Source organism: Puniceicoccus vermicola, from assembly GCF_014230055.1.
GTDB classification, from domain to species: Bacteria; Verrucomicrobiota; Verrucomicrobiia; order Opitutales; family Puniceicoccaceae; genus Puniceicoccus; species Puniceicoccus vermicola.
The window spans coordinates 84,775-109,558 of sequence record NZ_JACHVA010000080.1 but is presented as its reverse complement, the minus strand read 5'-3'; the positions used below and the strand labels follow the sequence as shown (position 1 = coordinate 109,558).

The following is a 24,784-nucleotide window of genomic DNA, read 5'->3' as shown; positions in this document are numbered from 1 at the left end:
TCCGCTCCAAATTCCTTCCTGAACCGAGAAAAGGCACTTCACCCTGCTATACCTTGCAGCTGAAGCTGAACGGGCACATCCCGATCCAGCGTCTTCCCGTAGGACAGCAGCTTCAGCTGCGTCCCGGCGGGGACGCATCGGAAATCAACGCAGCCGAGCGGTGCCCAAGGCTTCGAAATGGCTATCGCCATTCCGCTCCAAATTCATTCCTGAACCGGGAGAAGACACTTCACACTGCTATAACGCGCAACTGATGCTGAGTAGGTCCGTCACGATCCAGCGTCTTCCAGTAGGACAGCAGCTTCAGCTGCGTCCCGGCGGGGACGCATCCGAGATCAACGCACCCGCGCGAAGCCGAAGACTTCGAAATGGCGATCGCCATTCCGCTCCAAATTCTTTCCTGAACCGAGAGAAGACTACTTCGCCCTGCTATACCGCGCAGCTGAAGCTGAGCGGGTATGCCACGATCCAGCGTCTTCCCGTAGGACAGCAGCTTCAGCTGCGTCCCGGCGGGAACGCATCGGAGATCAACGCACCCGCACGGTGCCCAAGACTTCGAAATGGCTATCACCATTCCGCTCCAGATTTCCTTCCTGAACCGAGAGAAGACACTTCACCCTTCTGTAACGCGCAGCAAAAAAGAGGAAAAAGGGTCTGCCGAAACAGCGAAAGTCGAGATATCTCCAAATGCAAAAATTAATAGATTCCGCCGAGGTTCTTGCCATTCTCCCTCTGCGCCCGATCCTTGACCCAGTGCGGAAGCCGCATTGAATTCAGAAACCCACAAAGAGACAAAATCCATCCATAGTCAGATGCCCGACCCCACCCATCAGCCCCGGCAGAAGGCCGAACGGAATGCCATTCTGATCACCGTATTCGGAAATCTGATCATGGCCGGAGCCGGCATTGGATTCGCGATCGCGACCCGGGCTCAAGCCATTCTTCTCGACGGAGTATACTCCTTGATCGGATTCGGTCTGGCTCTCCTGGCCATCCGAGTCTCCTCCCTGGTTCTTCGTCCCGATGACGAGCGATATCCCTTCGGGTATGTTGCCTATGAACCCATCCTCAATTTTACCAAGGGGCTTCTCATCGGCTCCGTCTCCATCTTCGCTTTGGTTGCGGCGATCATTTCTCTGGCCACCGGAGGACGCGAAATCGCGGAGGGCTCGGCTTTCGTCTACGCTTGCGGAGCGACCCTCGGCTGCTTCGGGGTTGCCGGAGCGCTCCACCTCTGGCTGCGAAAGAACCAGTCGCCTCTAGTGCGCATCGACCTCCACAACTGGATTATCGACGGATGCGTCAGTTTTGCCGTTGCCCTCGCCTTTCTATTGGCAGTTCTTCTGCCCCGCTTCGGACTCCAGGATTGGGTTCCCTATGTCGATCCGACGGTGACCGGTTTGGTCTGTTTGATTCTTCTCCCAGTTCCCTTCCAAATCATTCGCGAGAATTGGGCGCAGATTGTCGCGCGTTCGGCTCCAGCCGAGCGAATTGCCGAAATCGATGCCATCCTTGACCACTGGCTTCCCCGCGAACGATTCCACCAGCGCGAACTCCGCGTCGTTGAATCCGGCCGGGTGCTTCTCGTCCATCTATACGTAAGAATCAATGACCTCTCGGTCGCCGAGTGCGATGAAATCCGCGACCGGGTCTGGGAGGAACTTCAGCAAAAGTATGCCCATCCGGCTCTCGACATCTCCTTTACGGCAAACCCGAAGTGGTTTCGCCATGCCTCGGGAGATATCGAGGAGAGCCTTCCACTGTAAGCGAAGATTGAACTGCCTACTACTAGGCGCAGGCGGAAACACTGCGCTCCGGGCGGGGACGACTGTTTTTTGGAATAGCCCATACATCAGCGTAGCCGATTTGGTTTCGGCTGGGCGGTTTTTGGGACCGATGTGCCGGAGAAGGCGCAGGAGGGGGCAGCTGAAGCTACTCCCCTACTTTTTACCGCATCGCCATCGACTTCTCTTCCGCGATGCGCTTCTGAAGATCGTCGAAGGCTTTGCCAACTTCCTTTTCAGTCAGAGTGCGATCGGGGGAGCCATATTCTACGGAGAAGGCGATGCTCTTGTGTCCTTCCGGCAATCCCTTGCCCTCATAGACGTCGAAGATGTTCACCGACTCGACCGTAAAGCCCTTGGCGCCCTTGTTCGCGAAAGAAGCCACTTTGCTGCGTACACTCTCGGCCAGTTCACTCTGCGGAACGACGACGGCAATGTCCTTAATCGAACGCGGGAAGGAACTGGGGGCGACGAAGGAGGCTTTCTTCTTCGCGGAAGGATCCAGACGTGCGGGATTGACGATCAGCTCTCCGGCGAAAACGGGATCGGAAATCTCGTGCGCTTCTAGAATCGAACGACTCAAAGCACCCCAGGAGACTGACCAACCGGCCGGATGCACCAACTCTGCGGAACGCTTTTCGGTCCAAGCCGCATCATTCTGAGCAGGACGAATACGCCCGGCCTGCCATTGCAAGCCAGCCATTCCGACTAGGTCCTCCAAGAGACCACGAGCGGAGAAGAAATCAAACGGTTCGCGGGCGAGCCAATCAGTCTTCTCCGGTGCCGCGCAAACGGCAAAAGCCACCGAAAGACACTCATTCACTCGGCCCTTTTCCTCACGGAAAACGCGACCGCATTCGAAGAAGCGGAATTCCTTGCGCGCCCGGCCGCGGTTGAAGCGAATGACGTCAAGCAGTCCACTCAACAGAGAAGGGCGCAAATGGCTCTGATCCTGCGAAAGCGGATTCTCCATCTCCAGAGCTTGCCGACCGGCAGAACCCTGCCAGCACTGTGCAGAATCCCCAGAGACGAGGGTGTAATTGAACGCTTCGTTAAAGCCATTGGCGACCAGATGACTTCGGAAGGCGCGGCTGGCCAAGTCACCCGGGGCTTCCGGCAGCGAAGAGACCGTTTCGCATCCAACACTGGATTCAGGAATCCGGTCCGTGCCGTACATCCTTAAGAACTCTTCGGTCAAATCGGCAACGCGACCCAGATCTCCCCGGAACGACGGCACGCGGACCCGCCATGGTTCAGAAGCATCATCGGGGCGACTGACCTCAAACTCCAATCGTTCCCAAGCCGCAGCGATGTCATCTTCGGGCACTTCGAAGCCGATGCGCTTCGTAATTTGCTCTGGAGTCACTTCAATCTCGGAAAAGGTATCGAGGAGGGTTCCCGCCATTTGCGGGGCTCCGCCCACTTGCCCTCCGGCAGTTTTGAGAATGAGGTCGATGCAGCGAGCGGCCGCAAACTCGATTCCCCGAGGGTCGACGCCCCGTTCAAAACGATAGGAGCTGTCAGTGCTCAGACCAAGGCGACGGGAAGTGGCCCGGGTCGCGGTTGATTCAAAGGCAGCCACTTCCAGGACAATGTCCACCGAGCTGCCGTCAACTTCCGCATCGACTGAACCCATGATCCCAGCAATGACCAAAGGACGTTCGGCATCGGCAACGACCAGATCGTCCGCGGAAAGATTCCGCTTCTTCTCGTCGAGAGTGGTAATTGATTCGCCTGAACGCGCTTTGCGGATTTCGAGGCGACCGCCCTTGATCTTGGCAAAGTCAAAGGCGTGCAGCGGTTGCCCCGTCTCAAGGAGGACAAAATTCGTGCAATCGACGACGTTGTTGATTGGACGCAGTCCGGCGGCCCGAAGCTTCTGCTTCATCCAGTCCGGGCTCTCCCCCATCTTCACGCCCCGAATCGACCAGGCCGTGTAGCGTGGGCAAGCCTCCGAATCGAGCACTTTGATCGACTCCAAGAGATGATCGGATGAATCACCATCCGAAATTGCCTGTTCGATCTCCGGATACTTCAAGTCCTCACGGAACCAGGCCGCGAGTTCGCGGGCGATGCCGATAACGCTCAGGCAATCCGGGCGGTTTGGCGTCACCTCGACATCAAAAACGGTATCGGGCTCGGGAAAGATCTCATTGATCGGTGTGCCGATAGCCGGACGGTCCTCCAGGATCAATAGCCCAGAGTGGTCGTCCCCGAGATTCAGCTCTTTCGCCGAGCACATCATTCCCGCGGAGGGAACCCCGCGCAGCTTCGACTTCTTGATCTTAAAGTCTCCGGGCAATACTGCCCCCGGCAAGGCAACCGGGACACGGTCCCCTACTTTGTAATTCTGGGCACCACAAACGATGCCGACCGGTTCCTCCGTCTCAGACACTTTGACTGAGCAAACGCTGAGGCGATCCGCATCGGGATGCTGATCCCGCACGAGAACCTCGCCAACGACGACGTTTTCAAGGCGAGGAACACCGAAGGACTCGATTCCCTCGACCTCAAAACCGATGAGGGTCAACGCCTCCTCGATCTCGGCCACCGAGTGGTCGAGTTTCACATAATCCGAGAGCCACTGATAACTGATCTTCATGAGAACTGGCGCAGGAAACGTTCGTCGTTCTGGTAGAAATAGCGAATGTCGTCGATACCGTACAGGTTCATCGCCACTCGCTCTATCCCCATTCCAAAGGCAAAACCGGAATACTCTTCCGGATCATAGCCCACTTCTTCAAAAACGGAAGGATCCACCATCCCGCAGCCCATGATCTCGATCCAATCGGATCCGACCTTCCCCAAATGCCCGCTGGGGAAATCGACCTCAAAGCTCGGTTCGGTATACGGGAAAAAGTGCGGGCGAAATCGAGTCTTCGCGTCCGAGCCCAAAAGCTCGCGGACGAAGTAGTCGAGGACGGCCTTCAAGTCGCGGACGGAAACATTCCGATCCACATAAAGCCCCTCGATTTGGTGAAAATTGGCACTGTGCGTCGCATCGGCCGTATCGCGGCGGAAGCAACGCCCCGGCGAAATGATCCGGATCGGCGGCTCGTTCTTGAGCATGGTCCGAATCTGGGTGCTCGAAGTGTGAGGGCGGAGAAGATAGCGCTCCTCATCGACCTTTTTCTTCACATTCCCCATCTTGGACTCCGATTTCAGGTAATAGGTATCCTGAACGTTCCGGGCGGGGTGATCCGGTGGAGTATTGAGGGCGTCGAAACAGAAATACTCCGACTCGACGTCGGTACCCTCGACCACGGAAAAGCCGATCCGGCGAAAGATCTCGACGATGCGATTGCGCACCAAAGTCAGCGGATGCTCACACCCACGACCCAAATCAGGACTCGGCAACGAAGGATCGACCTCCGGCCCGAGACGCTTGCGGAATTCCGCTTCTTCACTCTGAAGAACCGCTTCGGCGAATACCGCCTCCAGCCCCGTCTTGAGCTCATTGACCTTTTTCCCGAAGGCAGGCTTTTCCTCCTTCGGCAGGTCGGCAATTTTTTTGCGAAACGCGGTGAAGGATCCAGACCCGCCGAAAAAGCGAGCCTTTACCTCATCCAGTTCCGCCCGGGAACTGACAGCGGCCACGGCCGCCTCCGCCTCGTGAATGATACTCGAAATATCTTCGTCCATTGGAAAAGGAGTAACCGTACGGTCAGATAGGATGAATCAGCTCCCGACTGAACTCTCCTTCGGGAGAGAATACGACTTCTAACCGCTCGGGCTGGACGTTACCCGCCCAGCCCGGCGGGGAAGTTAAAAATGATCCTCAACCAGCCTTCTCGGCAGATGAGCCGAACTTGACCTGATCGACCAAACCTTGAAAAGCGGCTGGGTCATTGATCGCGAGTTCGGAAAGAACCTTGCGGTTCATCTCGATGCCGGCCGTGCGGAGGCCCGACATGAAACGGCTGTAATTAATACCGTTCGCGCGACAGGCAGCGTTGATCCGGACGATCCAGAGCTGACGCATCTCGGACTTCTTCTTCCGGCGGTCGCGGTAAGCAAATTTTTCTCCGCGATCGACGGCGTCTTTCGCGTAACGGAAAAGGCGTGATTTGTTACCGAAGTAACCTTGGGCCTTCTTGATGACCTTCTTGCGACGTGCGCGTGAAGCGGGTTTGTTGGTTGCTCTTGGCATGTTTTGGTTTCTCTTAGGTTTTGGGCGATCCCGGGTCGCCTGAAATTGTCACCCGGGGAATCGCAGATTCATCTTGGATCAGAGGATCGCCTTTTCCAAACGCTTCTGGAAGCCTTTGGAAACCGACTGATCCTGGCGCATGGCCCGACGCTGCTTCGTGGATTTCTTACGGAGCAGGTGGCGCTTGCCCGCTTTGCGGCGCATGAGACGTCCCGTCCCAGTCACCTTAAAACGCTTAGCGATGGATTTCTTGGTCTTTTGCATGGTGGAAAAACGGAAGAGAAAAACGAGTTCCGTCCGGGGTGTAAAGAGTATTCCGGAGGAATTCGACATGGGTGGTTCATTCGTTGTGCGAGGGTGACGCCCCTTCAGGGCTCCCAATGACCAAACCTCTCATCCCCAGGGCGTTGCCCTGGACTAACAGGTGATGCGCCTTTGGCGCGAAAGATTCGGGAACCTACAGAGAGCCACGCCAAACAAGGAGCAGCGAGTCGTCGGACGAACAAATTTGACGAACGCGTATCCCGGAACACAGAAGAGGGGTTACGCCCCTTCAGGGCTAATTCTTGATCGATCCTTTCATACCCAGGGCGTTGCCCTGGGCTGGCGAGTCAATGCGCCTTTGGCGCGGGACTACGCAAGAGGTTACGCCCTTTCAGGGCTACTGATTTTACAACCCTCAAACCCAGGGCGTTGCCCCGGGCTCAAGGGTTGATGCGCCTTTGGCGCGAAGGATTCGAGAATGCCCAAGGCGCACCCGCACAGCACAAACACCGCACCTACGCCATCCCGTAAGCCCGTCATTCCGTAAGCCCGTAGAAAAACGTCGGCCCGCTACTCTCCGCATCCCCGACACGAAATTTGTTGTCCCGTCCATCTCCGCACCATCGATGCAAGACTCACCCTATCGACCGTCTCTGCACCAACGGTGCAAAACCCATCAGCCCAGGGCAACGCCCTGGGTTTCGGAGATCCCGCGAAATTTCCTAGCCCTGAAAGGGCGCAACTCCTCAGACGCACCCCAACGCCCCCCCCAGGATACACTCCAATGAATCAATCCTGACGCGTCTCAAGAGCTCGCAATTTTCACGGCGATGATTCACTCGTGAACATACTTTCAGAGCAATGGGAAAGACCCCCGCCTCAGTCTCCCATTGGCGGCGAGACACGGAAATCGAGAAACATGATCGATGAATGAACGCGACTTTCCATTTTCATGAGGAGCACGAACAACGGGGCCAGATGTGAATTCCAGAGGTCGACCACGAGCACTCCCTACCCTGCAATCGATCCGTGCTTATCCGAAGAAACGAATTTATTGCCGACCTTTTTCAATCCAACGCCACTTTCTTCTAGCTATTTTGCCCGGACGCCTAAAGATGATCCCATCTGGCAGGGACTTATCGATGACTGAACTTCCTCTAATTCTCGCGGTGGCCGACAGCTTCCTGGATCCTACCGGTCCGGCGGCAGAGGCGCAGCTCAAGCATTTGAACTTGGTCATGCTCCTCACGTTCATCGCCATCATCCCTCCGTTGTTGGCGACTCCGTGGATTCTCTGGAGATTCCGGCGGAGCAAGCCCAAGGGCAAATATCGTCCGAACTGGGACTCCAATCCGATCTTGGAAATTCTAATGTGGGGGGTTCCGCTCTTGGTGGTCACTCTCATGGGAGTCAGTCTTTGGAATATTACCCATCGACTGGATCCCTACAAGCCGCTCGGGAAAGATCCACTGGAAATCAAAGTCATCGGTTTGGACTGGAAGTGGATTTTCATCTATCCCGACGAGGGCATTGCCCTGGTTGACGAATTGATCGTTCCGGAGGGCTACCCCGTTGAGCTTGAACTGACCACCGACACGGTCATGCAGAGCCTGCGCATTTCGGCAGTCGTTGGGCAGATCTACGCCATGCCAGCGATGACCACCAAACTCAATTTCATGGCGTCGGACGAGGGCGAAGACCGGGGCATGAACACCCAGTTCACCGGTGAGGGTTTTTGGAAGCAGAAATTTGATTTGTATGCCGTCTCCGAGGAGAAATATCGAGAACGCATGGAGAAGGCGAAGCAGAGCGAACTCCAATTCACGGCCGAGAATTATGCGATCCTGGCCGAACAAGGCACCTCCGAGGAGGCCAAAAAGCGTCTGGGAATCGAAGGACAAAAAGGCGCGATCGAGATGGTGCTGGATGGCACAAATATTTTCGAACGGGTTTTGGCCCGTTACTGGTCCGGCAAGCCAATGACTCCGGAGAGCCAACCGGGAAGCCCTCTTTACGATCCGAAGAAGTCTCTCCTTCCTCCGGCTCCCGAAAAACCTTTGATGCAGATGTAGCATGGTAGACCCGATTTTTGGAAAACTCACCTGGGACTCGGTCATCCTCGTTCAAGAGGTTGAAGACCCGAACCTAAACACCTTTATCACCTCCGGGGCTGCGGGCATGATCCCGGTCGGGGCGGTTCTGATCGTCGTCCTCCTGACCTGGCTCAAATGGTGGAAACCCTTCTTCGGATGGATCACGAGCGTCGACCACAAGAAGATCGGGATCATGTACATCCTCTTCGCGGTGATCATGCTTTTCCGCGGAGTGGTCGAAGGAACGCTGATGCGCGTCCACCAAGCCACAGCGCTGAATGGCGGATTCCTCTCGTCTGACCATTTCAATCAGCTTTTCACGACCCACGGGACGAACATGATCTTCTTCGTGGCCATGCCGTTCTTGATCGGGCTGATCAACATTGCGGTGCCCTTGCAGATCGGAGCCCGCGATGTCGCCTTCCCGAGGCTGAATCAGATCAGTCTCGGCCTCACCGGCGCCGGCGGATTTCTCATCACCATTTCACTCCTGATCGGCGAATTCGCAACCGGAGGATGGACAGGATATCCGTCTTACAATGGAAGCTTGGTTAATCCCGGGGTCGGACCGGACTACTGGATTCTCTCCATCGGGCTTTCCGGAATCGGCTCGACCCTGACCGGAGTCAATTTCGCCGTGACGATCTACAAGATGCGGACGAAAGGGATGGAGTATATGCGGATGCCGCTCTTCACCTGGACGGCGCTCTGCACCTCGATTCTGCTCATCCTCGCCATGCCGCCCTTGACCGCCTGCTGCGTGATGCTCGGACTCGACCGCTATCTCGGCTTCCATTTCTTCACGAATGACATGGGCGGGAACCTGATGAATTTCATCAACCTGTTCTGGATGTTCGGTCACCCCGAGGTCTACATCCTGATCCTCCCAGCCTTCGGGGTGATGTCGGAGATCGCCTCAACCTTTTCGGCCAAGCGACTTTATGGCTACACGGGAATCGTGGCGGCCACCATGTGCATTTCTGTCCTCTCGTTCATGGTGTGGCTGCACCACTTTTTCACGATGGGCCAATCGACGACGGTCAATGCCGCTTTCGGGATCGCAACCCTCCTGATTTCGATTCCGACCGGGGTGAAAGTCTACGACTGGCTCGCCACTCTCTGGGGCGGAAGAATCCGTTTCACGACACCGATGATTTATCTCTCCGGATTCTTCATTCTCTTCGTGATGGGCGGCCTGAGCGGCGTGATTCTCGCCAACCCGACCCTGGACTACCAGATTCACAACAGCCTCTTCCTCGTAGCCCACTTCCATAACGTAATCCTTCCGGGGACGCTCTTCGGGATCCTCGCGGCCATCCACTACTGGTTTCCCAAGATGTTCGGCTTCCGCCTGCTAGAAAATTATGGCCGGGCAACCGCCTTCTGCTGGATCTTTGGTTTCTGTCTCACCTTCCTCCCCCTGTATCCGTTGGGACTGATGGGGATGACCCGGCGAACCGTTGATTATTCCGATCCGGCCTATGTTCCTCTCATGGTCATCTCTGGAGTCGGGGCGCTCTTCCTGAGTCTGGCCTTCATCCTTCTCCTCCTCACTTTCTGGAGGAGCATCGTGCACCGCAAGAAACAGCAGAATCCGATCGGCGATCCCTGGGATGGCCGCACCCTCGAGTGGTGGACCCCTTCCCCCGCCCCGGAATGGAACTTTGCCGTTTTACCTGAGGTCGATTCCCGAGATGCCTTTACCACCGCCAAACAAAACGGGACGGCCTACCAACCGATTGAAAAATACGAGGACATTGAAATGCCCGCCAACACCTTCTACGGCGTGATCCTCGCGGTGTTCGTCTGCGGTCTCGGATTCGGACTCGTCTGGTATATCTGGTGGATGGCCATCGCCAGTTTCCTCGGGTGCATCGTAACGATGATCGTTTACGCTTTCATTCCTTCCAAGGAGAACATTATTCCGGCTGAAGAGGTCCGGCGGGTCGATGAGGCCTGGAGACGCGAAGCACGTGAGGGTCGCGGCATTACCCGCGACGATGAAACCACCGTGGCAAACAAGGGTCTAGCCCGACCCGACGAACTTCCTGCGATATGAGTACCACGACAGAAGAATCGCTGCATCCCGGACTCAATCTGGGTGAGGAGCATGGGGAAGACCACCTCGAAGCGGAAACCTCCGTCTTCGGTTTCTGGGTCTTCATGATGAGTGACCTCGTCACCTTCGGAATGTTCTTTGCCGTCTTCGCCTCCAGCACGACGGCCCTCGCCGGTGGCCCTGGGCCGAAAGAACTCTTCGATCTGGGCAGCGTCGCCTGGCAGACCGCCTTCCTCCTCCTCTCCAGCCTGACCAGCGGAATGGCCGTCCTCTGCTTGAAGCAGGAACACGCCGATCGAGTCTTTCCCCGCAAACAGTTGGTCTTCTGGTTGCTCCTAACGGTTCTTCTCGGGTGCGGTTTTCTCTATCGTGAGGTTTCCGACTTTATCGACATGGCGGCCAAGGGAGGACCTCCGACCCGGAGTGGCTATCTCTCCTCACTCTGGTCTCTCGTCGGGCTCCATGGGGTGCACGTCACCTCCGGCATCCTTTGGTGCTTGGTGATCGTCGCAGGGATCTTGGCACAGGGAGTCAATCAGGCATGGAAGCTGACGATTCTTCGCTGGGCGGTTTTTTGGCACTTCCTCGATATTGTCTGGATCGCAATCTTTAGCTTCGTCTTCTTGGGAGGGTTGCTCTGATGGAACGCACAAGTGAATTTCGCCACTATCTGATCGGCTTCGTCCTCGCGACAATCCTGACGATCGTCCCCTTCACCCTGGTCGCAACCGTCGGAGGAATCGCTTCCTATGTCACCCTGGTCATTTGCGCGATTCTCCAATTAATCGTCCACCTCCGGTTCTTCCTCCACCTCAGCTTCAAGGGACAACAGAAGGAAGATCTTCAACTCGTTCTCTTCACCGGCTTTATTCTTTTGATCATGATCGGAGGATCGGTCTGGGTGCTCGGGAGCCTCTATTCCCGGATGTAGGAAGCCTTCCGGGAGACTGACCGAGAGAGCGTCTTCCAGACCATCCTCGTCCAAATCGCAACTCTCTCCAGACGCCTGCTCGCCGGTCTTTTCGACCAAGCTCATCCCCTCCTCCTCGAACGCAAAAAACACCCCGATCCCATGGACGCCATTGCATTTGGCACAGAATCCAAATGAATTCTTCCATCACCCTCGCAAGGTCGCGCGCCACCGTCATTACGCTCTGCTTCCTCCTCGGGCTATTAAACTACCTCGATCGGGTCGTGATCTCCTTTTCCGTCTCCCCGATTCAAAAGGAGTTTGGGATCAACAACACGGAGTTCGGCTTTCTCATGTCGGCGTTTGCGCTGGGGACTCTGTCGATCAACGGCGTCTCGGGCTGGATTCTGGACAAGTCCAATGTCCGCCTGGTCTGGACCGTCGCGGTGCTGGCTTGGTCGGCCACGATGATTTTTCAGGGATTTGCCCCCACCCTCCTGATTTTTATCGGACTTCGGTATTTCATGGGGTTGGGCGAAGGGGTCAACTTTCCCGCGATGGATCGGGCCATGGCCGACTGGATGGACCCTAAAAAACTCAGCCGTCAGATCTCTCTTTGCCTTCTCGGCGTTCCACTCGCCCTCCTGATCGGTGGGCCTTTGCTCTCCAATCTAATTCAATCCATTGGGTGGAGATCATCCTTCATCGTGCTGGGCATTGCCGGAATCATTTTGGGAATTTGCTGGCTGGCGTTTTACCGAAATGCGCCGCGGGAAATCATTCATCAGAAGACCGACGCCGACGCCCCGGCTCCCCGGTGGCGGGACCTCCTCCGGAATCCCACGCTACTGGCCACCAGCTGGTCCTTTTTCGCTTTTGGCTATGTTCTCTTCTTCGGGGTGACTTGGCTACCGGGCTACCTGGGACAGACTTACGAAATGGATGTGACCAAAGTCGGCTGGTTTTCCGTCCTCCCCTGGGCCCTCGCCCTGACCCTCATGCCCGTTGCCGGATGGATATCGGACCGGATCATGATGCGAACCGGAAGCGTCAGAGCGTCCCGCGTTCATCTGATCTGGATCTGCCAGACCATTGCCGTCCTGTTTTTCGCGGCCCTGATCCTGGCCCCTTCAGCAAACTCTGCCCTCATTTGCCTCTCCCTCGCCATTGGCTTCGCCATGATGCCCAACGCCCCCTACTACTCCATCTGCTCAGATCTATTCCCACGACAGGCTGGCTCAGCAACGGGGATCCTCGTCACCTTTTTCTCCGCTTCGGGGATTGTCTCCCCCTTACTCACCGGATGGCTGAGTGACGTTTTCGGAGGCTTTGACGCCGCGATTGGCGCTCTCATCATCATCGTCGGTTCGGCAGTAGTCGGGATGATCGTCTTAGCCCGACATGAACCACCTCTTCTCTCGCATCAGACAAAGGGAGATACGGCTGAGTCCCGGCCCTGATTGTTCCTGCTGGATGAGGACAGTCCACCCGGCTTCCTCATCGAAAACCAGGGACACCTGGTCTAGCCCACCTGCAAAAAATTATTCGGAAGGAGGTCCGTCTGAACTTGAGGGAGGCTCCAACTGACGACGGCTTTGAAACCACCGGGCAATTCGCCAAGCCGTAAAGGCCCAAAGCGCTCCCGCCAACCAGCCCGCCACGACATCCGTTGGCCAGTGAACCCCGAGATAGACACGGCTGACCCCAATCAAGATCGTGAGGAGAAACGCGATCGAGAGGAGATACATCTTGATCCGTCTCTCTGTATGGACCGCACAAAGCAAACTCGCCAGCGTGAGATAGCAAACCGCCGCCATCATCGAATGTCCGCTGGGGAAACTGGAGGTGTAGGTGTGCGAACCATGGGGAACGAGATCCGGACGGGGGCGATCAAAACCGCCTTTGAGCAATGAACTCATGACCAGCCCCAAGACCACCGAGAGAATCAAAAACCCCGCGACCCTCTTTTTTCCAATGAGCACGAGATAGCCGGTGACGGCGAAGGTTACCAAAGTGAGCACGCCCGTCCCCCCGAGCGCAGTGAAATCCCGCCCCAGTTCTTCCAGCCACTCGGGGCCCGCCGGATCCGAGGCATCTGCGGAAGACCGCATCGACAATAGAATCTTACGATCAATCGCGTGCGAATCACCTCCCATCGCGTATTCAGCGATCTCAGTGAATCCCCAAATCCCCGCACAGAGGAGAATCGCCCAGACAAAAAAGCCATAGGTCCAGCTGCGCCTGGCAGTTCGATCAGAGGATTGAGAGTCGGCAGTCATCGTACAGGGAAAAGAGAAGAAGGAGGACGAAGGCCATCGGAAAACGCACGATTATACACAGCGCATCGGAGAATTCCCGCGGGAGTCAGCTACGATTAGTAGAGGTGGATAGTCGCTCCCCCCTTTTCCTCAAAGGCTTAAGAATCCGCACGCGCCTCTCAGGCAAAGCGAATCGGCAATTCTTCACTCCCGACACCATGGTGGACGCGAAAGAGATTTCCCGGATCCACCTGTTTCTTGATTTCCAGCAATCGCGGATAATTCGGTCCCCACTGAGCTTCCTGCCAATTCTCAAGGAAGTAGTCCGACTCGGTTGAATATGAACCGGCTCCCGGAGTCACCTTGGCCAACTCTCCCATCGCCCTCTTCAATGAATCCGCATCCTTGCGAGCTCTTTTCTCATCCGGCTCCTTTCCCACCACGTCGGGATAGCGGTACTGTTGACCGGACGCCATGATGACCAGAGCAGCAGCCCCGAAGACCTGAGGGTGCACCGCCGTTTCCCGGTCCCGCATTGCCGCCTCCGGATGCTCTCCGGAAAGCCCCTTGTTCAACTGGAAGACAAAACCGGCATGGCGAGAGGCCGCGAAGAAAGCATCGGCCGCCGCCGCAGGATCCTCGCGAAGAAGCTGAGTGGGGATCCACCGGGATTTGTAGGTGTCCCAGAACATCGAGACCTCGCCTTGATTCCCGGCCCACCAGAACTGGCTCGGCGGCGCCTTCGGGCGCGGGTCATGGATGATGAAGTCTGGATTGGCCCGTTCCCAATAGTCCGGATTCCAAAGGTCGCGAAACGGAAGAAACTGCACCTCCGGCTTCACGTCAAAATCATCCGATCGATCCCTCAATGGCTTAAGAAAAGGCTCGAGGGCGGCCATTCCCTCCTCTTCGGACAGATCGAGGAAGGTTAAGCGGAACCCGAACTGGTTATCCGAACCAAAATGAACACTCTCGCCCCAATGAGGATTGTCGAGAGTCTTCGGATACAGCCGCAAGAAGGCTTCGATCAACTCCCGATAGGCAGAATCGCTCTTCGCTTGAATGGATCCCGTCACGACTCCCAACGTGCTGGGGATCGGATGGGTAAGCAGTGTCACCTTTGTTGCGATGCCAAAGGTGCCGCCTCCTCCGCCCCGCAACGCATAGAAGAGATCTTCATTCTGATAAGGATTGGCCCGAACAATCGAGCCATCGGCGGTGACAACCTCAACCTCCAATATCCCGCCCGATCCCGTGCCATAGCGTTTGGAAAAACTACCGTATCCGCTGCCGAAGGTGAATCCACCGCAAGCCCCAACGCTCGTGCAGCCACCTCCCTGTACATAGCGACCGGCCGCTGTCGCCGCAGTATAGGCCTCCAACCAGCGAGCTCCCGCTTCGACCGTCATCGCTGGGAGAGGCTTTGCATCCTCCGGAGCACCCTCAGGAACAAAATCGTCGTGAACCGTCACTTTCCGCATCCGATGAGTCCAGACCAGCAAGGAATCGGGCGCACAGCTTCGCCCCAGATAGTCGTGTCCCGTGCCCTTCACCACTAGCCGGACACGCTTCTTTCTGGCAAATCGAACGGCAGCAGCAACGTCCTCCGGAGCCTCCACAGCCACCGCATAGGGACTCGCCACTGAATCCCAGGCATCCAACCAACCGGTCGACTGAGTCGCACCGGGATTCTCTTCGTGATAGAAAGGATTCTTCAGCTTCTCAAAAACCTCGCGGGGCGCACCGGGGCCCAAGCGAGCTGCGGGCGAATGAGGCGGCCATTCACCTCTTTCTCCAGCTGACTCCATTCGGCCAGGCTCGGCCAAGCCGACTTCCCCGCGATTGGAATTCCATTTCCAGACGCTCCTTTCGCCGCCGCCCCCGAGAGCCTTGAACCGGAAAACAATAGCGAGGCGCCCGCCGTAGCCTTGCCAATGAAAGAGAGGAAATTGCGACGGCTCAGAGGGCTGGCCGCAGAATCTGAAGAAGGGGTAGGAACATCACTCATGAGAAAGAGGGGAAACTGGAGAAGGGTGAGAGGTAATGGATAAAATTACCTTACCAGTTAATCCCGACCCTCCAGCCGAGACAAGCCCCCAGAAGGAAGGAGGTGCCTCCGCTCGGATCCCGTTCCTGCGGCGAGAGGCAGAAAGCTCTCTGCCCCTCGCCAGTCTCTTTCTCCTCAGAGCTTTCTCAGCGTTCGCCCCAAACGCGGTAGAAGACTACCCCGCCTGCTGGCACCTCATCATCGACGAATACATTCTCGGATGGAGTGGCATTGATCGGTCCAGAGATATCCGTAAACCCACCGGTCAGGCTAGTCGAACGTTCGACGTAGTAGGTGTACCCTACGGCACTGTTCCAGGAGATCTGCATTCCTTCGGGATGCACTTCGATTTCGGCTCGGAGTGGGAATACAGTGTAGGTCGCCCCACCCTGATTATTGCCCGTGCTGTATTCGTCCGTTTGATCGTCTGCGTCAACGACGACACGGACATGATAGGTTCCCTGATCATCCGGCGCGCGGAGTCCGGGGAAGGTCAGCTCCACGACTTCGCCCGGATTGATCGACCCGGCCGAGGTGGTCTCGTCGGGCGAAGCCGATAGGTCACCATAGGAAGGTGCCGAAGCCCAGAACTCGACTGTCCCGGCGTTGCCAGCAATATGGCCCTGATTCAAAATCCGAACGACCACATCAAACTCAGCCGAAGTCACCGTTGGGCTCGGATCGAGCTCCACGGACTGAACGACAAAGTCGGGCTTCATCCACGCGGGTGGATTGGTCGAAGCTTCGTCAAAGATGGTGTAGGTTCCGGTCAGCTGGTTATTGCCTTCCGACTGCTCCTCAACAGTACCTTCCGCATCCACGAAAGCGCGCAGGTGATAGGTACCCGCAGCATTTGGAGTGGTGAATCCATCTACAGTCACCGTGCGCACTTCGTCGACTTCCATGGTGCCGAGGTGAACTTCCGCTTCACCGGGCTCACCCACACTGACCCATCCGGATTCGTTACTCCAGAATCGCAGGACAGCGCCTTCGGCCTTCCAAAGACCAAGGTTTTCCACTTCCACGACTGCGGTGAAGGTATCACCCACGGCGGATGGTTTCGGAGTCAAAGTCACCGAGTTCACCTGAAGGTCAGGCTTCTCGCCGTTCGAAGCGGTATCGGTCGGTGTTCCCGGAGTCCCTCCCGAACCAGCCGATGGAGCGCCTCCGCTACCTGCGGTGCCTCCCGAACCGATTCCCGGGATGGTGAAGGTCTGGGTATCCGAATCCGAAGCCGTAACCCGTGCACCGAATGGAGGAAGCCCACTGGCAGTCGCCGTATTGGTGAAAGATCCGTTGATCACATCGGACGCTTTCAGGCGATAGCGCGCGGTGAAGGTGGTCGAATCGCTTTCACCTGGATCAAGCGAGATGGGGCCGCCTTCGACATCAACAACCGGATCGTCGATCTGAATGTCGGTCACGGTCACGTTGCCGGTATTGGCGACCGTGAACTCGTAGACGATCTCCGTGCAGATTCCGCCGTTGAAGGGGAAGTTGTGAAACTCGAATCCCCCAGAGGTGATTACGTTTCCTCCGAAAATAGCGATCCCGTCAATCGATCCCCCGACAAATTCCCCATCTGCGTAGGTTGCGAGGACTGAACCCAGCCAAGCAAAGCCACTGGTGGAAACCGAGGTGGCATCCACCAAGTTGAAAAGAACATCCCGAACATCCGCGCCATGAAGAGTCATGCCGACATTGTGGATCGAAACCGCATCCCCATAGACGTTAACGAGAACGGTCGAACCATCCGGCACGGTAATATCGATCGCCGCGGACGAGAGACTGATCTGGTCGGCGGGGATATGGAAAATGTTCAACTCGGGATCGTCGCCGACGAGCGAGAGACCGACCACGCCCGAACCTCCAGTGGTTTCGGAAACATCAACAACTCCCCTCTCCTCGAAAGCACCAAGAAGTGCCGAGCGAACTTCCATTTCATCCCGAAGGTCTGCAAAGGAAATCCCGCCACCGTTGCCGGGGACGTTTCCGTCTCCGTCAAAAGTCACTGGAACCACTTGGCGAGTCAGATTCCCGTTGATCATCACCCGAACCGGTCCGGTGCGAACGCCACCGTGAACGACGTTGCCATTCACCCCAAAGTTTCCGTCGGAAAGATTGCCAGCGACAATGAACATGTCCTCGGTTCCTCCATAGTAGGTGGGAATCGGGTATCCTTTGATCGGAAAGCCTACGCTGTATCCGGCGCTAAAGGTTCCGTTTCCGCCGACTGCCAAGCGTCCGTCCGTATCTCCGCCAGATGCGTTCAGATCTCCGAAGATCAAGGCATTGAACTCGCCAGCCAAGCCAAGCGGATTGCAGTCCCCTGCGGTCGAAACGTAGGTCCCGGTCTTTGTAACCGTGATCGAGGGGAGCTGGAGGGCAGTTGCCACCGCACTGCTCGTATCCGTGACCACTTCATCCGTCCGTGGATCTTTTGCCGAAACCGAAGCCGTGTTCGGGCGACTTCCGGCATTCAGATCTCCGAGGCCCACAGCGTAGGAACCAGTGAAGGTCGTCGAATCGATTTCGCCGACAGCAAGGTTGATCGGACCACCACTCACCGTGAGCAGAGGATCGCTGACAGTCACGTCAATCAGCGGAACATTTCCGGTATTCTCGACAATGAAGGCGTAGGTAAGAACTTCGCCGTCAACGCTGTATTCCGTCGGAGTGACGCTCTTGGTGAGGGCGATCTCCGGGTTAGCCGGAATCAATCCCGCATCGAGCCGAGGGTTGTGTTCGCCGTTTCCAAGAACGACAGTTGCGGTCAAGCCTGTGGTCTCGTCGGCGTCCGAGTTATCGGTTCCGTTGATCCCGTTGGCGTCCGCATCCTGCGGTGAGAAGATGTAATCGGTCGGGAGGACAAACTGGACCCCGTAGGTTCCGGGAATCAGACCCTCAAATTCATAAGATCCGTCTCCGGCAGTCGTCGTCGTCACGGGGTTCCCGCCTACGAGAACCGGATTCCCCGAGCCGTCGAGAAGATTGACGGTAATGCCTCCGATGCCGGATTCCGAACCGTCCTGAATTCCGTCGGCATCAAGATCGATCCAGACGTAGTCGCCGAGCGAAGACGGCTTCCAAAGCCCGGCATCCCAGCTACGATCCTGCTCGCTCGCCACCAGCGTCGTGACAACCGTGCGACCGGTCTCCTGGTCGACGTCGCTATCCTTCGCGTCGTTGCCTCCGAGATCTTTCCCGCTGATCACGTAGTCCGCCGGGGGATCAAAACCGAGGGAGTAATCCCCGGGCATAAGACCCGTGAAGAGGTAGCGACCATTCGCATTGGTCGTCTTCGTCGCAATCGGATCCCCAGCCGCATCATAGAGAGTGACCTTGGTGCCAGGGACGGGACTTTCGCCGGAATCCTGAACGCCGTTCAGGTTTATGTCATACCAGACGTAATCGCCAATCGAAGCCAGAACCGAAACCGTCGCCGGATCATCGGATTCAACTGCAGGCGCTCCCGGGATTTCGTTTCCGGAAGGGTCGGCAGGATGCCCCACCACTTTCCCGATGTTAACGACTCCGTCGGAAAGAGCACCAGAGGTCTTTGTCACCGTGACGCTGTCGCCCGGCTCCAATGGTCCATCAATGATGTCGACGAGGCCGAGAACGTCGTCGGTTACACGAAGGCGAACCAACGGCATCTCTCCGGTGTTGGTAACCGTATAGGAATAGGTAACGGGAGTCCCGGGGAGAACCCAGAGATCATCACCGTCAGCCGCGTCCCCAGCGACCTTGACAATGCTCACGCTCGAGGGAGGCAACCAGAGGCCGAGATCCCAAGTGCGATCCACTTCCGCGGCCGCGAGATCCGTGATGGGTGTAAATCCAGTGGCTTCATCCACGTCGGAATCGACAGCGTCGTCTCCTCCTTCGTGAGAAGGGCTCACCCCGTATCCATCGGGAATGTCGAAGACCGCATAATAGTTTCCTCGATCAAGATCCGGGAAGAGGTAGTACCCGGGATTGCCCTCGTAATCGTCCGAAGTGATGGTAAAGCCAACAAAGCGATCCACGGATGGATCGCGGACACCATCCCCGATCAAGCCGACGCCATTGTCTTCATAGAGAGAAACGCGAATGCCATTGAGCCCAATTTCTCCAGCGTCCTGAATTCCGTCGCGATTCACATCGAGCCAAACGCGATCCCCATAGGAAGCGTTGTTGTCCGGCTCGACCGAGATCCCCACCTTGATCGGCTCGGAGGCGAGCAGCTGGGAGTTGTTGTCGACACGGGTGCCGAGGTAACCGAATGAATTCCAGGCAATCGGACCATCGGTCGGCGTGCCTACCGGAGCCCGCATCGGCCAAGTTAACTCGAAGGACTCACCTGGCTGGATGGTTACGCCATTGAAGACAAAAAGGAGAGAACGGGCTTCGACTAAAGTCGCGGGAGGCGTGGCGCTCCACTCGGCAGGGATGGGTCCGACCACTCCGTCTACATATTTCGGACGTTCGGGGTTTTCCGTGCGGCTGTAGTAAACCGTCACTCCCGGAGGCGCGACCACCGGACCCGCCAAGGCGGCGATCCACTGGGTATCACGGGCGTTAAGATCGATGACACCCGTATCGCCCACAACCGGGAGGATGTCCAAAATCTCGGCATCCCGGATCGGAACATTTCCTGTGTTTTCGACGATGAGGCGATAGTCCGCCTGCCCCCCTGGAACCGTGAAACCGGAATTCGGATACTTACTCCAGCCGTTGTCCAGCTGGCCTTTCACCCACTTCACGGATTCCATCGAAGCTCTACCCCGCACGTTGGTATTCTGGCCCCTGAAAAGTATTTTCTCCGCAGTATCTCCGTCTCCGTCGAGGTCATCCGAATCGGGGGTCGAACCTACGCCGTTGTATGTATCGATTTCAGAATTCCCCCAGTCGATGAGGGTGACACGGTTTTGAATATTTCCAAAGATCGTCCCCCGCGGAATCTCAACGTCGAAGGCGATTCGGATTTTCTCGTTGATGGGAAGGTCGTAGTCGGCAGCACCCGTCCAGGACCAACGCAAGAGCGTGCGACCCGACCCATTGTAATTCGGAATTTCCTCAAACACCGGATCCGGGGCTCCGGCAGGTTTTTCGACGACGCTCCAACTTCCCGGGACGTAAACCAACTTGTCGTCGAGGAGATCGGCAATAACCGGACTCTGGAGGGCTTCGGCCGCTTCGGTTCGGTTCTCCAGCGCAAGGGTATAGGTAGTCGACCCTCCGTCATTCACTGTCGATGGAGAGGAAGACTTCGTCAATTTTACGACCGGGCGAACACTCTTCACCGGAATGCTCGCATCGCTCGAGGAGCTCTTGGGTCCTTCGAAATCTTCGTATTCGACGGTCGCAGAATTGACGGCGTCAAAACCGACTGCAAGAGGCACTCCCGAACGGTTCGTCGACATCACCGTTCCCCGAATCGAAAAATCGGAGGTCGAATAACCAACTGGGATCGTCCCAAACTCCCATCGGACCCCGGTAACGTATTCGTTCGGAGCCAGACCAAGTTCTCCGACGCCGACCCACTGCGAAGAAACCCCATCATAAGGATTATCGGGGAACCCGGTCCAGGAAGCATTCAAGTTCGTCTGATAGAACACGGAGACCTGATCCTGTAAATCGCTGGGGGTTCCGCTTAGGCGCGGCACGCGGATTTTGTCCAACTCGATATGATCCGGGATCATATCCGTCACCACTACCGAATTTTCCGGAACATTGCCCTTATTCTCGAGTTTAAAGTTCCAGGTCTTGGAAGCATCCTTCCCTTCGTAAACGAAACGGCTGTTCACCGACTTCGAAAAGAAGAGGTTACTCTTGGGCAGCTCGATCGTGTGAATGACCGAATCCTCCAAGGATTCCTCCGCGCCGCCCAAGGGGGTAACTCTGGCGGAAACGCGGTTCTCAACATCATCGTCGACCGCAAATTCTGTCGCCGGATAGCGAACCGTCACCGTGCGAGAGATCGTCTTCCCCGCGTCGACATCCCCAAGAGTCCAGGTCACAGTGCTGTCGATCGCTGAATAAACGCCGCTGCCGGAAGCATCGACGAAAACGACTCCTGCCGGAAGCTCATCGACCATCGACACTCCAGAGAGGTCGAGGCCCCCCGTCGTGTCCTGATTGTTCAGACGGACGCGGTAGGTGACGTCCTGATCAAGAGGAATACTCGATCCCAAAAGAGTTTTCTCGAGAGAGGCTTGGTTACTGGCCGTTGCCTTGATCAAAACCGGACTTGAGGTGTCCGCGGGCGAATTGTCCGCATCAATGGTCGCCTTGTTGACTGCGACCGCACCGTCGAGGGTTTCTCCTGGAGTGAAACGTGTCTTGAGCTCAAGCTCACCGGTGCTTCCCGCCGGCAGCGGATCGACGAACTGCACAGTCAACGTACGGCTCGATTCGTCAAAATCGTAGCTATCCACATGAACCGTTCCCACAAAGGAGATGAACTCTAGGCCTTCGGGGAGAACATCCGTCAACGTGGTATTGAAAAAGTCGGTCGTGGTGCTTGCGGCGCGATACTGCAGCTGGTAGGTGAAGGGTTCTCCCGCTTCCACTTGCGTCAAATCGCCCTTGATTGACTTAAATACCTCCACATCCGCCCGGAGAGAAAGCCCTAGGGCCAGGGATACTGCGGAAAGCAGTAGAAAAGAAATTGGTTTCTGAAACATTAGATTGCGTAGCGAGCTCCGCCAATGAAGCGGTATTAATTAAAATTTTTGTAAAAACTTATAACCCCTTTCCCTCTATACAAGGGAAAAAGGGGCTTTGGGGCGATTTTTAATGACGACTTTTTTACATTTACGCGCAAAATCGCCCCTTCCCCAGAGGGTTTACTCCTTGCTCCAAAGCCAAAGAGCCAAATGCCTCTCCCCGACGCGCTTCCTTATTCCTGACGGAGACTATCGAAAATGACCAAGACCAGGCCGCTGCAGTCTTTTTCAAAGCGATAGAAGTCGGCCCACAATCCGGCGACGATGAAGGCAAAGACGGTTTCGCGGTCTTCTTCGATACGACCGGAACCGATCCACCTGGCGGCCTTCAAGTCGAAGACGCGGAAGCGAGCTCCGATCGAGGGGAGTTCATCCCCGATGAGGGTCCACTCCACCAAGGCTTGGCCCGCGTGCTGGGGGCGCTCATAGTCAAAAACACTGGTCCTCGCCTCCACCGGAGGGCTCGCAGCCAAACGGAAGGGAACCCTCTCGAAGAAAGACTGCTCCGTACCCCAGTGCCAGTAGACGCGGGGAGACTTCTTCCCTTCCGGATCCTCACCGCTGCTTCGGCGGGCCGCATTTTTGCGTAAAAATTGGACGATCTCCTGATTGGAGATCTCGTCGGCGGAAGGGATTGGCTTTTCTTCACGAAACAGTGAGGGCTGCGTGTAATCTGATCCATCCTTCGACATCGTGCATACCAGTGAATCTCTTCCAGCCCGACTCTCAAGCCGTGAATGACTCGCTTGCGATTTCGTTCCGCCCCCCACCATCCAGGCACAAAAAAGCCGGGCGGAAATCCGCCCGGCTTGAAAGGGAATGCGGTTCGCGAACGATTAGCGACCGGCCTTGTCGAGGATATCCCCGAGGCTGGCGAGATCTTCGTCGTTCGAGAGCGAATCGTAAGCTGCAGCTTCGGCGGCCACTTCCTCATCGGAGTATTCGGCAGCCTTGATGCTGAGACCGATACGACGGTCGTTGCGGTCGATCTTGATCACACGTGCGGTGACCGACTGACCCACTTCGACAGCGTCCTTGACGTTCTCGATGCGATCTTCGCTGATCTGGCTGATGTGAACCAGGCCATCGATGTCGTGCTCGAGCTGAACGAAGGCACCGTAGTTGGTGAGCTTGATCACCGTTCCGCTGACCACGTCGCCCATCTTGAAGTACTGGTCGATCGCTTCCCACGGATCGTTGCTGAGCTGCTTCATCCCGAGGGAGATACGGCGGTTTTCCGTATCGACGTCGAGGACGATGGCGTCCACTTCGTCGCCCTTCTTGACCACTTCGGTCGGGTTGTTGACCTTGCGGGTCCAGCTCATGTCCGAAACGTGAACCATACCGTCGATACCCTCTTCGAGTTCGATGAAGGCACCGTAGTTGGTGAGGTTGCGCACCTTGCCGCGGACGTGTGCACCGACCGGGTAGTTGTGGCGGACCATATCCCATGGGTTCTCGTCGAGCTGACGGGTTCCGAGGGAGATCTTCTGCTCGTCCTTCTGGATTCCCAGAACCACGGCGTCGACTTCCTGACCAATGCGGAGAACCTCGGAAGGTTTGTTGATCCGCTTCGTCCAGGACAGCTCGGTGACGTGCACGAGACCTTCGACACCTTCTTCGATTTCGACGAAGGCACCATAGGCAACCAGGTTGACCACGCGGCCCTTGACCACTGCGCCGACCGGGTACTTCTGCTCGATCATGTCCCAAGGGTTCGGAGTCAGCTGCTTGGTGCCGAGAGAGACACGTTCGCGCTCGCGATCCACCTCGAGGATCTGGATGTCGATCTCTTCACCAGCCTTGAGCATTTCGCTCGGGTGAGAGACACGGCCCCAGCTCATGTCGGTAATGTGGAGGAGGCCGTCGAGACCGTCGAGGTCCACGAAGGCACCGTAATCGGTGATGTTCTTAACCACCCCGCGACGAACGTCACCGGGCTTCACTTCTTCGAGGAGCTTGCGACGCTTCTCAGCGCGTTGCTCTTCGATCAGCTCACGACGGGAAACAACGATGTTCTTCCGGTCGGGGTTAATCTTGATCACCTTAAAGTCGTAAGTCTGGCCAACATATTGGTCCAGGTTCTTCGGCGGTTGGATATCGATCTGAGAAGCTGGGAGGAAAGAATCGACGCCGATGCTGATGATCAGGCCGCCCTTTACCTTGGACTTCACTCGGCCCTGGACGACAGATCCTTCGTCACAGTTTTCGAGAATATGCTCCCAGTTCTTCTTTTGCTCAGCCTTGTCGAAGGACACGACCGGATTTCCATCGCGGTCTTCGAGGCGGTCGAGGTAAACTTCGATTTCGCCTCCGACGTCCAGTTCGCCGAGGTCGCCGAATTCAACGGAGGGAATCGCCGCTTCCGACTTGCCGCCGATATCGACGATCACTTCGGTTGGGCGGATCTCCATGATCCGGCCTTTGATGATTTCACCCTCCTCGAGCTTATCGATGCTGCTCTCGGAGAGAAGGTCTTCCATTAAGGAACTCATGTGGTTTTTTTGTA

At 56.6% G+C, this 24,784-nt stretch carries 16 protein-coding genes; 6 read left to right on the top strand and 10 right to left on the bottom strand.

The features are described 5' to 3' along the window. Positions 1–38: 38 nt before the first annotated feature. On the bottom strand, positions 39–191 hold the full coding sequence (locus H5P30_RS09295) for a hypothetical protein (protein ID WP_185692672.1): 153 nt from the start codon (positions 189–191) through the stop codon (positions 39–41). 621 nt (positions 192–812) lie between these two features. Here H5P30_RS09295 and H5P30_RS09290 point away from each other — a divergent pair. Beyond that, the gene (locus H5P30_RS09290) at positions 813–1,766 is read left to right on the top strand and encodes a cation diffusion facilitator family transporter (RefSeq protein ID WP_185692671.1); all 954 of its coding nucleotides are present in this window, start codon (positions 813–815) and stop codon (positions 1,764–1,766) included. A gap of 181 nt (positions 1,767–1,947) precedes the next feature. Here the strand turns inward: H5P30_RS09290 and pheT are convergent, their stop codons facing one another. The 4 genes from pheT to rpmI form a co-directional block, all read right to left on the bottom strand. Continuing rightward, entirely contained in the window at positions 1,948–4,386 is a 2,439-nt protein-coding gene (gene pheT / locus H5P30_RS09285; protein WP_185692670.1) for a phenylalanine--tRNA ligase subunit beta, read from the bottom strand. After that, positions 4,383–5,426, bottom strand: a complete 1,044-nt coding sequence (pheS, locus tag H5P30_RS09280; RefSeq protein ID WP_185692669.1) for a phenylalanine--tRNA ligase subunit alpha — start codon at positions 5,424–5,426, stop codon at positions 4,383–4,385. The genes pheT and pheS overlap by 4 nt, the downstream gene beginning before the upstream one ends. Before the next feature lie 136 nt (positions 5,427–5,562). Next, on the bottom strand, positions 5,563–5,934 hold the full coding sequence (gene rplT, locus H5P30_RS09275; protein ID WP_185692668.1) for a 50S ribosomal protein L20: 372 nt from the start codon (positions 5,932–5,934) through the stop codon (positions 5,563–5,565). A gap of 78 nt (positions 5,935–6,012) precedes the next feature. Continuing rightward, the gene (rpmI, locus tag H5P30_RS09270; RefSeq protein ID WP_185692690.1) at positions 6,013–6,198 is read right to left on the bottom strand and encodes a 50S ribosomal protein L35; all 186 of its coding nucleotides are present in this window, start codon (positions 6,196–6,198) and stop codon (positions 6,013–6,015) included. 1,142 nt (positions 6,199–7,340) lie between these two features. On the opposite strand from rpmI, the gene H5P30_RS09265 reads away from it, so the two are divergent. The 5 genes from H5P30_RS09265 to H5P30_RS09245 all read left to right on the top strand — a co-directional run bounded on the left by H5P30_RS09265 (position 7,341) and on the right by H5P30_RS09245 (position 12,720). Beyond that, complete coding sequence (locus H5P30_RS09265) at positions 7,341–8,270, top strand: cytochrome ubiquinol oxidase subunit II family protein (protein WP_185692667.1); 930 nt, start codon at positions 7,341–7,343, stop codon at positions 8,268–8,270. A gap of 1 nt (position 8,271) precedes the next feature. Next, entirely contained in the window at positions 8,272–10,350 is a 2,079-nt protein-coding gene (locus tag H5P30_RS09260; protein ID WP_185692666.1) for a cbb3-type cytochrome c oxidase subunit I, read from the top strand. Then, positions 10,347–10,991, top strand: coding sequence for a cytochrome c oxidase subunit 3 (locus H5P30_RS09255; RefSeq protein ID WP_185692665.1), 645 nt, complete (start codon positions 10,347–10,349; stop codon positions 10,989–10,991). Before H5P30_RS09260 ends, H5P30_RS09255 begins: the two co-directional genes overlap by 4 nt. Continuing rightward, positions 10,991–11,281 (top strand): cytochrome o ubiquinol oxidase subunit IV, encoded by a 291-nt coding sequence (gene cyoD / locus H5P30_RS09250; RefSeq protein WP_185692664.1) that lies wholly within the window; start codon positions 10,991–10,993, stop codon positions 11,279–11,281. The genes H5P30_RS09255 and cyoD overlap by 1 nt, the downstream gene beginning before the upstream one ends. A 173-nt stretch (positions 11,282–11,454) precedes the next feature. Next, entirely contained in the window at positions 11,455–12,720 is a 1,266-nt protein-coding gene (locus tag H5P30_RS09245; protein WP_185692663.1) for an MFS transporter, read from the top strand. An 81-nt stretch (positions 12,721–12,801) separates the two neighbouring features. Here H5P30_RS09245 and H5P30_RS09240 read toward each other — a convergent pair whose 3' ends face one another. From H5P30_RS09240 to rpsA, 5 genes are all read right to left on the bottom strand, one after another. Next, positions 12,802–13,539, bottom strand: a complete 738-nt coding sequence (locus H5P30_RS09240) for a phosphatase PAP2 family protein (RefSeq protein WP_185692662.1) — start codon at positions 13,537–13,539, stop codon at positions 12,802–12,804. Between the two features lie 158 nt (positions 13,540–13,697). Next, entirely contained in the window at positions 13,698–15,326 is a 1,629-nt protein-coding gene (locus H5P30_RS09235; RefSeq protein ID WP_185692661.1) for an FAD-dependent oxidoreductase, read from the bottom strand. Between the two features lie 385 nt (positions 15,327–15,711). Beyond that, positions 15,712–22,233, bottom strand: coding sequence for an SdrD B-like domain-containing protein (locus H5P30_RS09230; protein ID WP_185692660.1), 6,522 nt, complete (start codon positions 22,231–22,233; stop codon positions 15,712–15,714). Between the two features lie 215 nt (positions 22,234–22,448). After that, positions 22,449–22,967, bottom strand: coding sequence for a hypothetical protein (locus H5P30_RS09225; protein ID WP_185692659.1), 519 nt, complete (start codon positions 22,965–22,967; stop codon positions 22,449–22,451). A 144-nt stretch (positions 22,968–23,111) separates the two neighbouring features. Continuing rightward, positions 23,112–24,770, bottom strand: a complete 1,659-nt coding sequence (gene rpsA / locus H5P30_RS09220; protein WP_185692658.1) for a 30S ribosomal protein S1 — start codon at positions 24,768–24,770, stop codon at positions 23,112–23,114. Positions 24,771–24,784: the final 14 nt, after the last annotated feature.

Bases quoted from the DNA above. Each gene is read 5' to 3' on its own strand.
- H5P30_RS09295 (WP_185692672.1), bottom strand. From the start codon at position 191: ATGGCGATAGCCATTTCGAAGCCTTGGGCACCGCTCGGCTGCGTTGAT.
- H5P30_RS09290 (WP_185692671.1), top strand. From the start codon at position 813: ATGCCCGACCCCACCCATCAGCCCCGGCAGAAGGCCGAACGGAATGCC.
- pheT (WP_185692670.1), bottom strand. From the start codon at position 4,386: ATGAAGATCAGTTATCAGTGGCTCTCGGATTATGTGAAACTCGACCAC.
- pheS (WP_185692669.1), bottom strand. From the start codon at position 5,426: ATGGACGAAGATATTTCGAGTATCATTCACGAGGCGGAGGCGGCCGTG.
- rplT (WP_185692668.1), bottom strand. From the start codon at position 5,934: ATGCCAAGAGCAACCAACAAACCCGCTTCACGCGCACGTCGCAAGAAG.
- rpmI (WP_185692690.1), bottom strand. From the start codon at position 6,198: ATGCAAAAGACCAAGAAATCCATCGCTAAGCGTTTTAAGGTGACTGGG.
- H5P30_RS09265 (WP_185692667.1), top strand. From the start codon at position 7,341: ATGACTGAACTTCCTCTAATTCTCGCGGTGGCCGACAGCTTCCTGGAT.
- H5P30_RS09260 (WP_185692666.1), top strand. From the start codon at position 8,272: ATGGTAGACCCGATTTTTGGAAAACTCACCTGGGACTCGGTCATCCTC.
- H5P30_RS09255 (WP_185692665.1), top strand. From the start codon at position 10,347: ATGAGTACCACGACAGAAGAATCGCTGCATCCCGGACTCAATCTGGGT.
- cyoD (WP_185692664.1), top strand. From the start codon at position 10,991: ATGGAACGCACAAGTGAATTTCGCCACTATCTGATCGGCTTCGTCCTC.
- H5P30_RS09245 (WP_185692663.1), top strand. From the start codon at position 11,455: ATGAATTCTTCCATCACCCTCGCAAGGTCGCGCGCCACCGTCATTACG.
- H5P30_RS09240 (WP_185692662.1), bottom strand. From the start codon at position 13,539: ATGACTGCCGACTCTCAATCCTCTGATCGAACTGCCAGGCGCAGCTGG.
- H5P30_RS09235 (WP_185692661.1), bottom strand. From the start codon at position 15,326: ATGGAGTCAGCTGGAGAAAGAGGTGAATGGCCGCCTCATTCGCCCGCA.
- H5P30_RS09230 (WP_185692660.1), bottom strand. From the start codon at position 22,233: ATGTTTCAGAAACCAATTTCTTTTCTACTGCTTTCCGCAGTATCCCTG.
- H5P30_RS09225 (WP_185692659.1), bottom strand. From the start codon at position 22,967: ATGTCGAAGGATGGATCAGATTACACGCAGCCCTCACTGTTTCGTGAA.
- rpsA (WP_185692658.1), bottom strand. From the start codon at position 24,770: ATGAGTTCCTTAATGGAAGACCTTCTCTCCGAGAGCAGCATCGATAAG.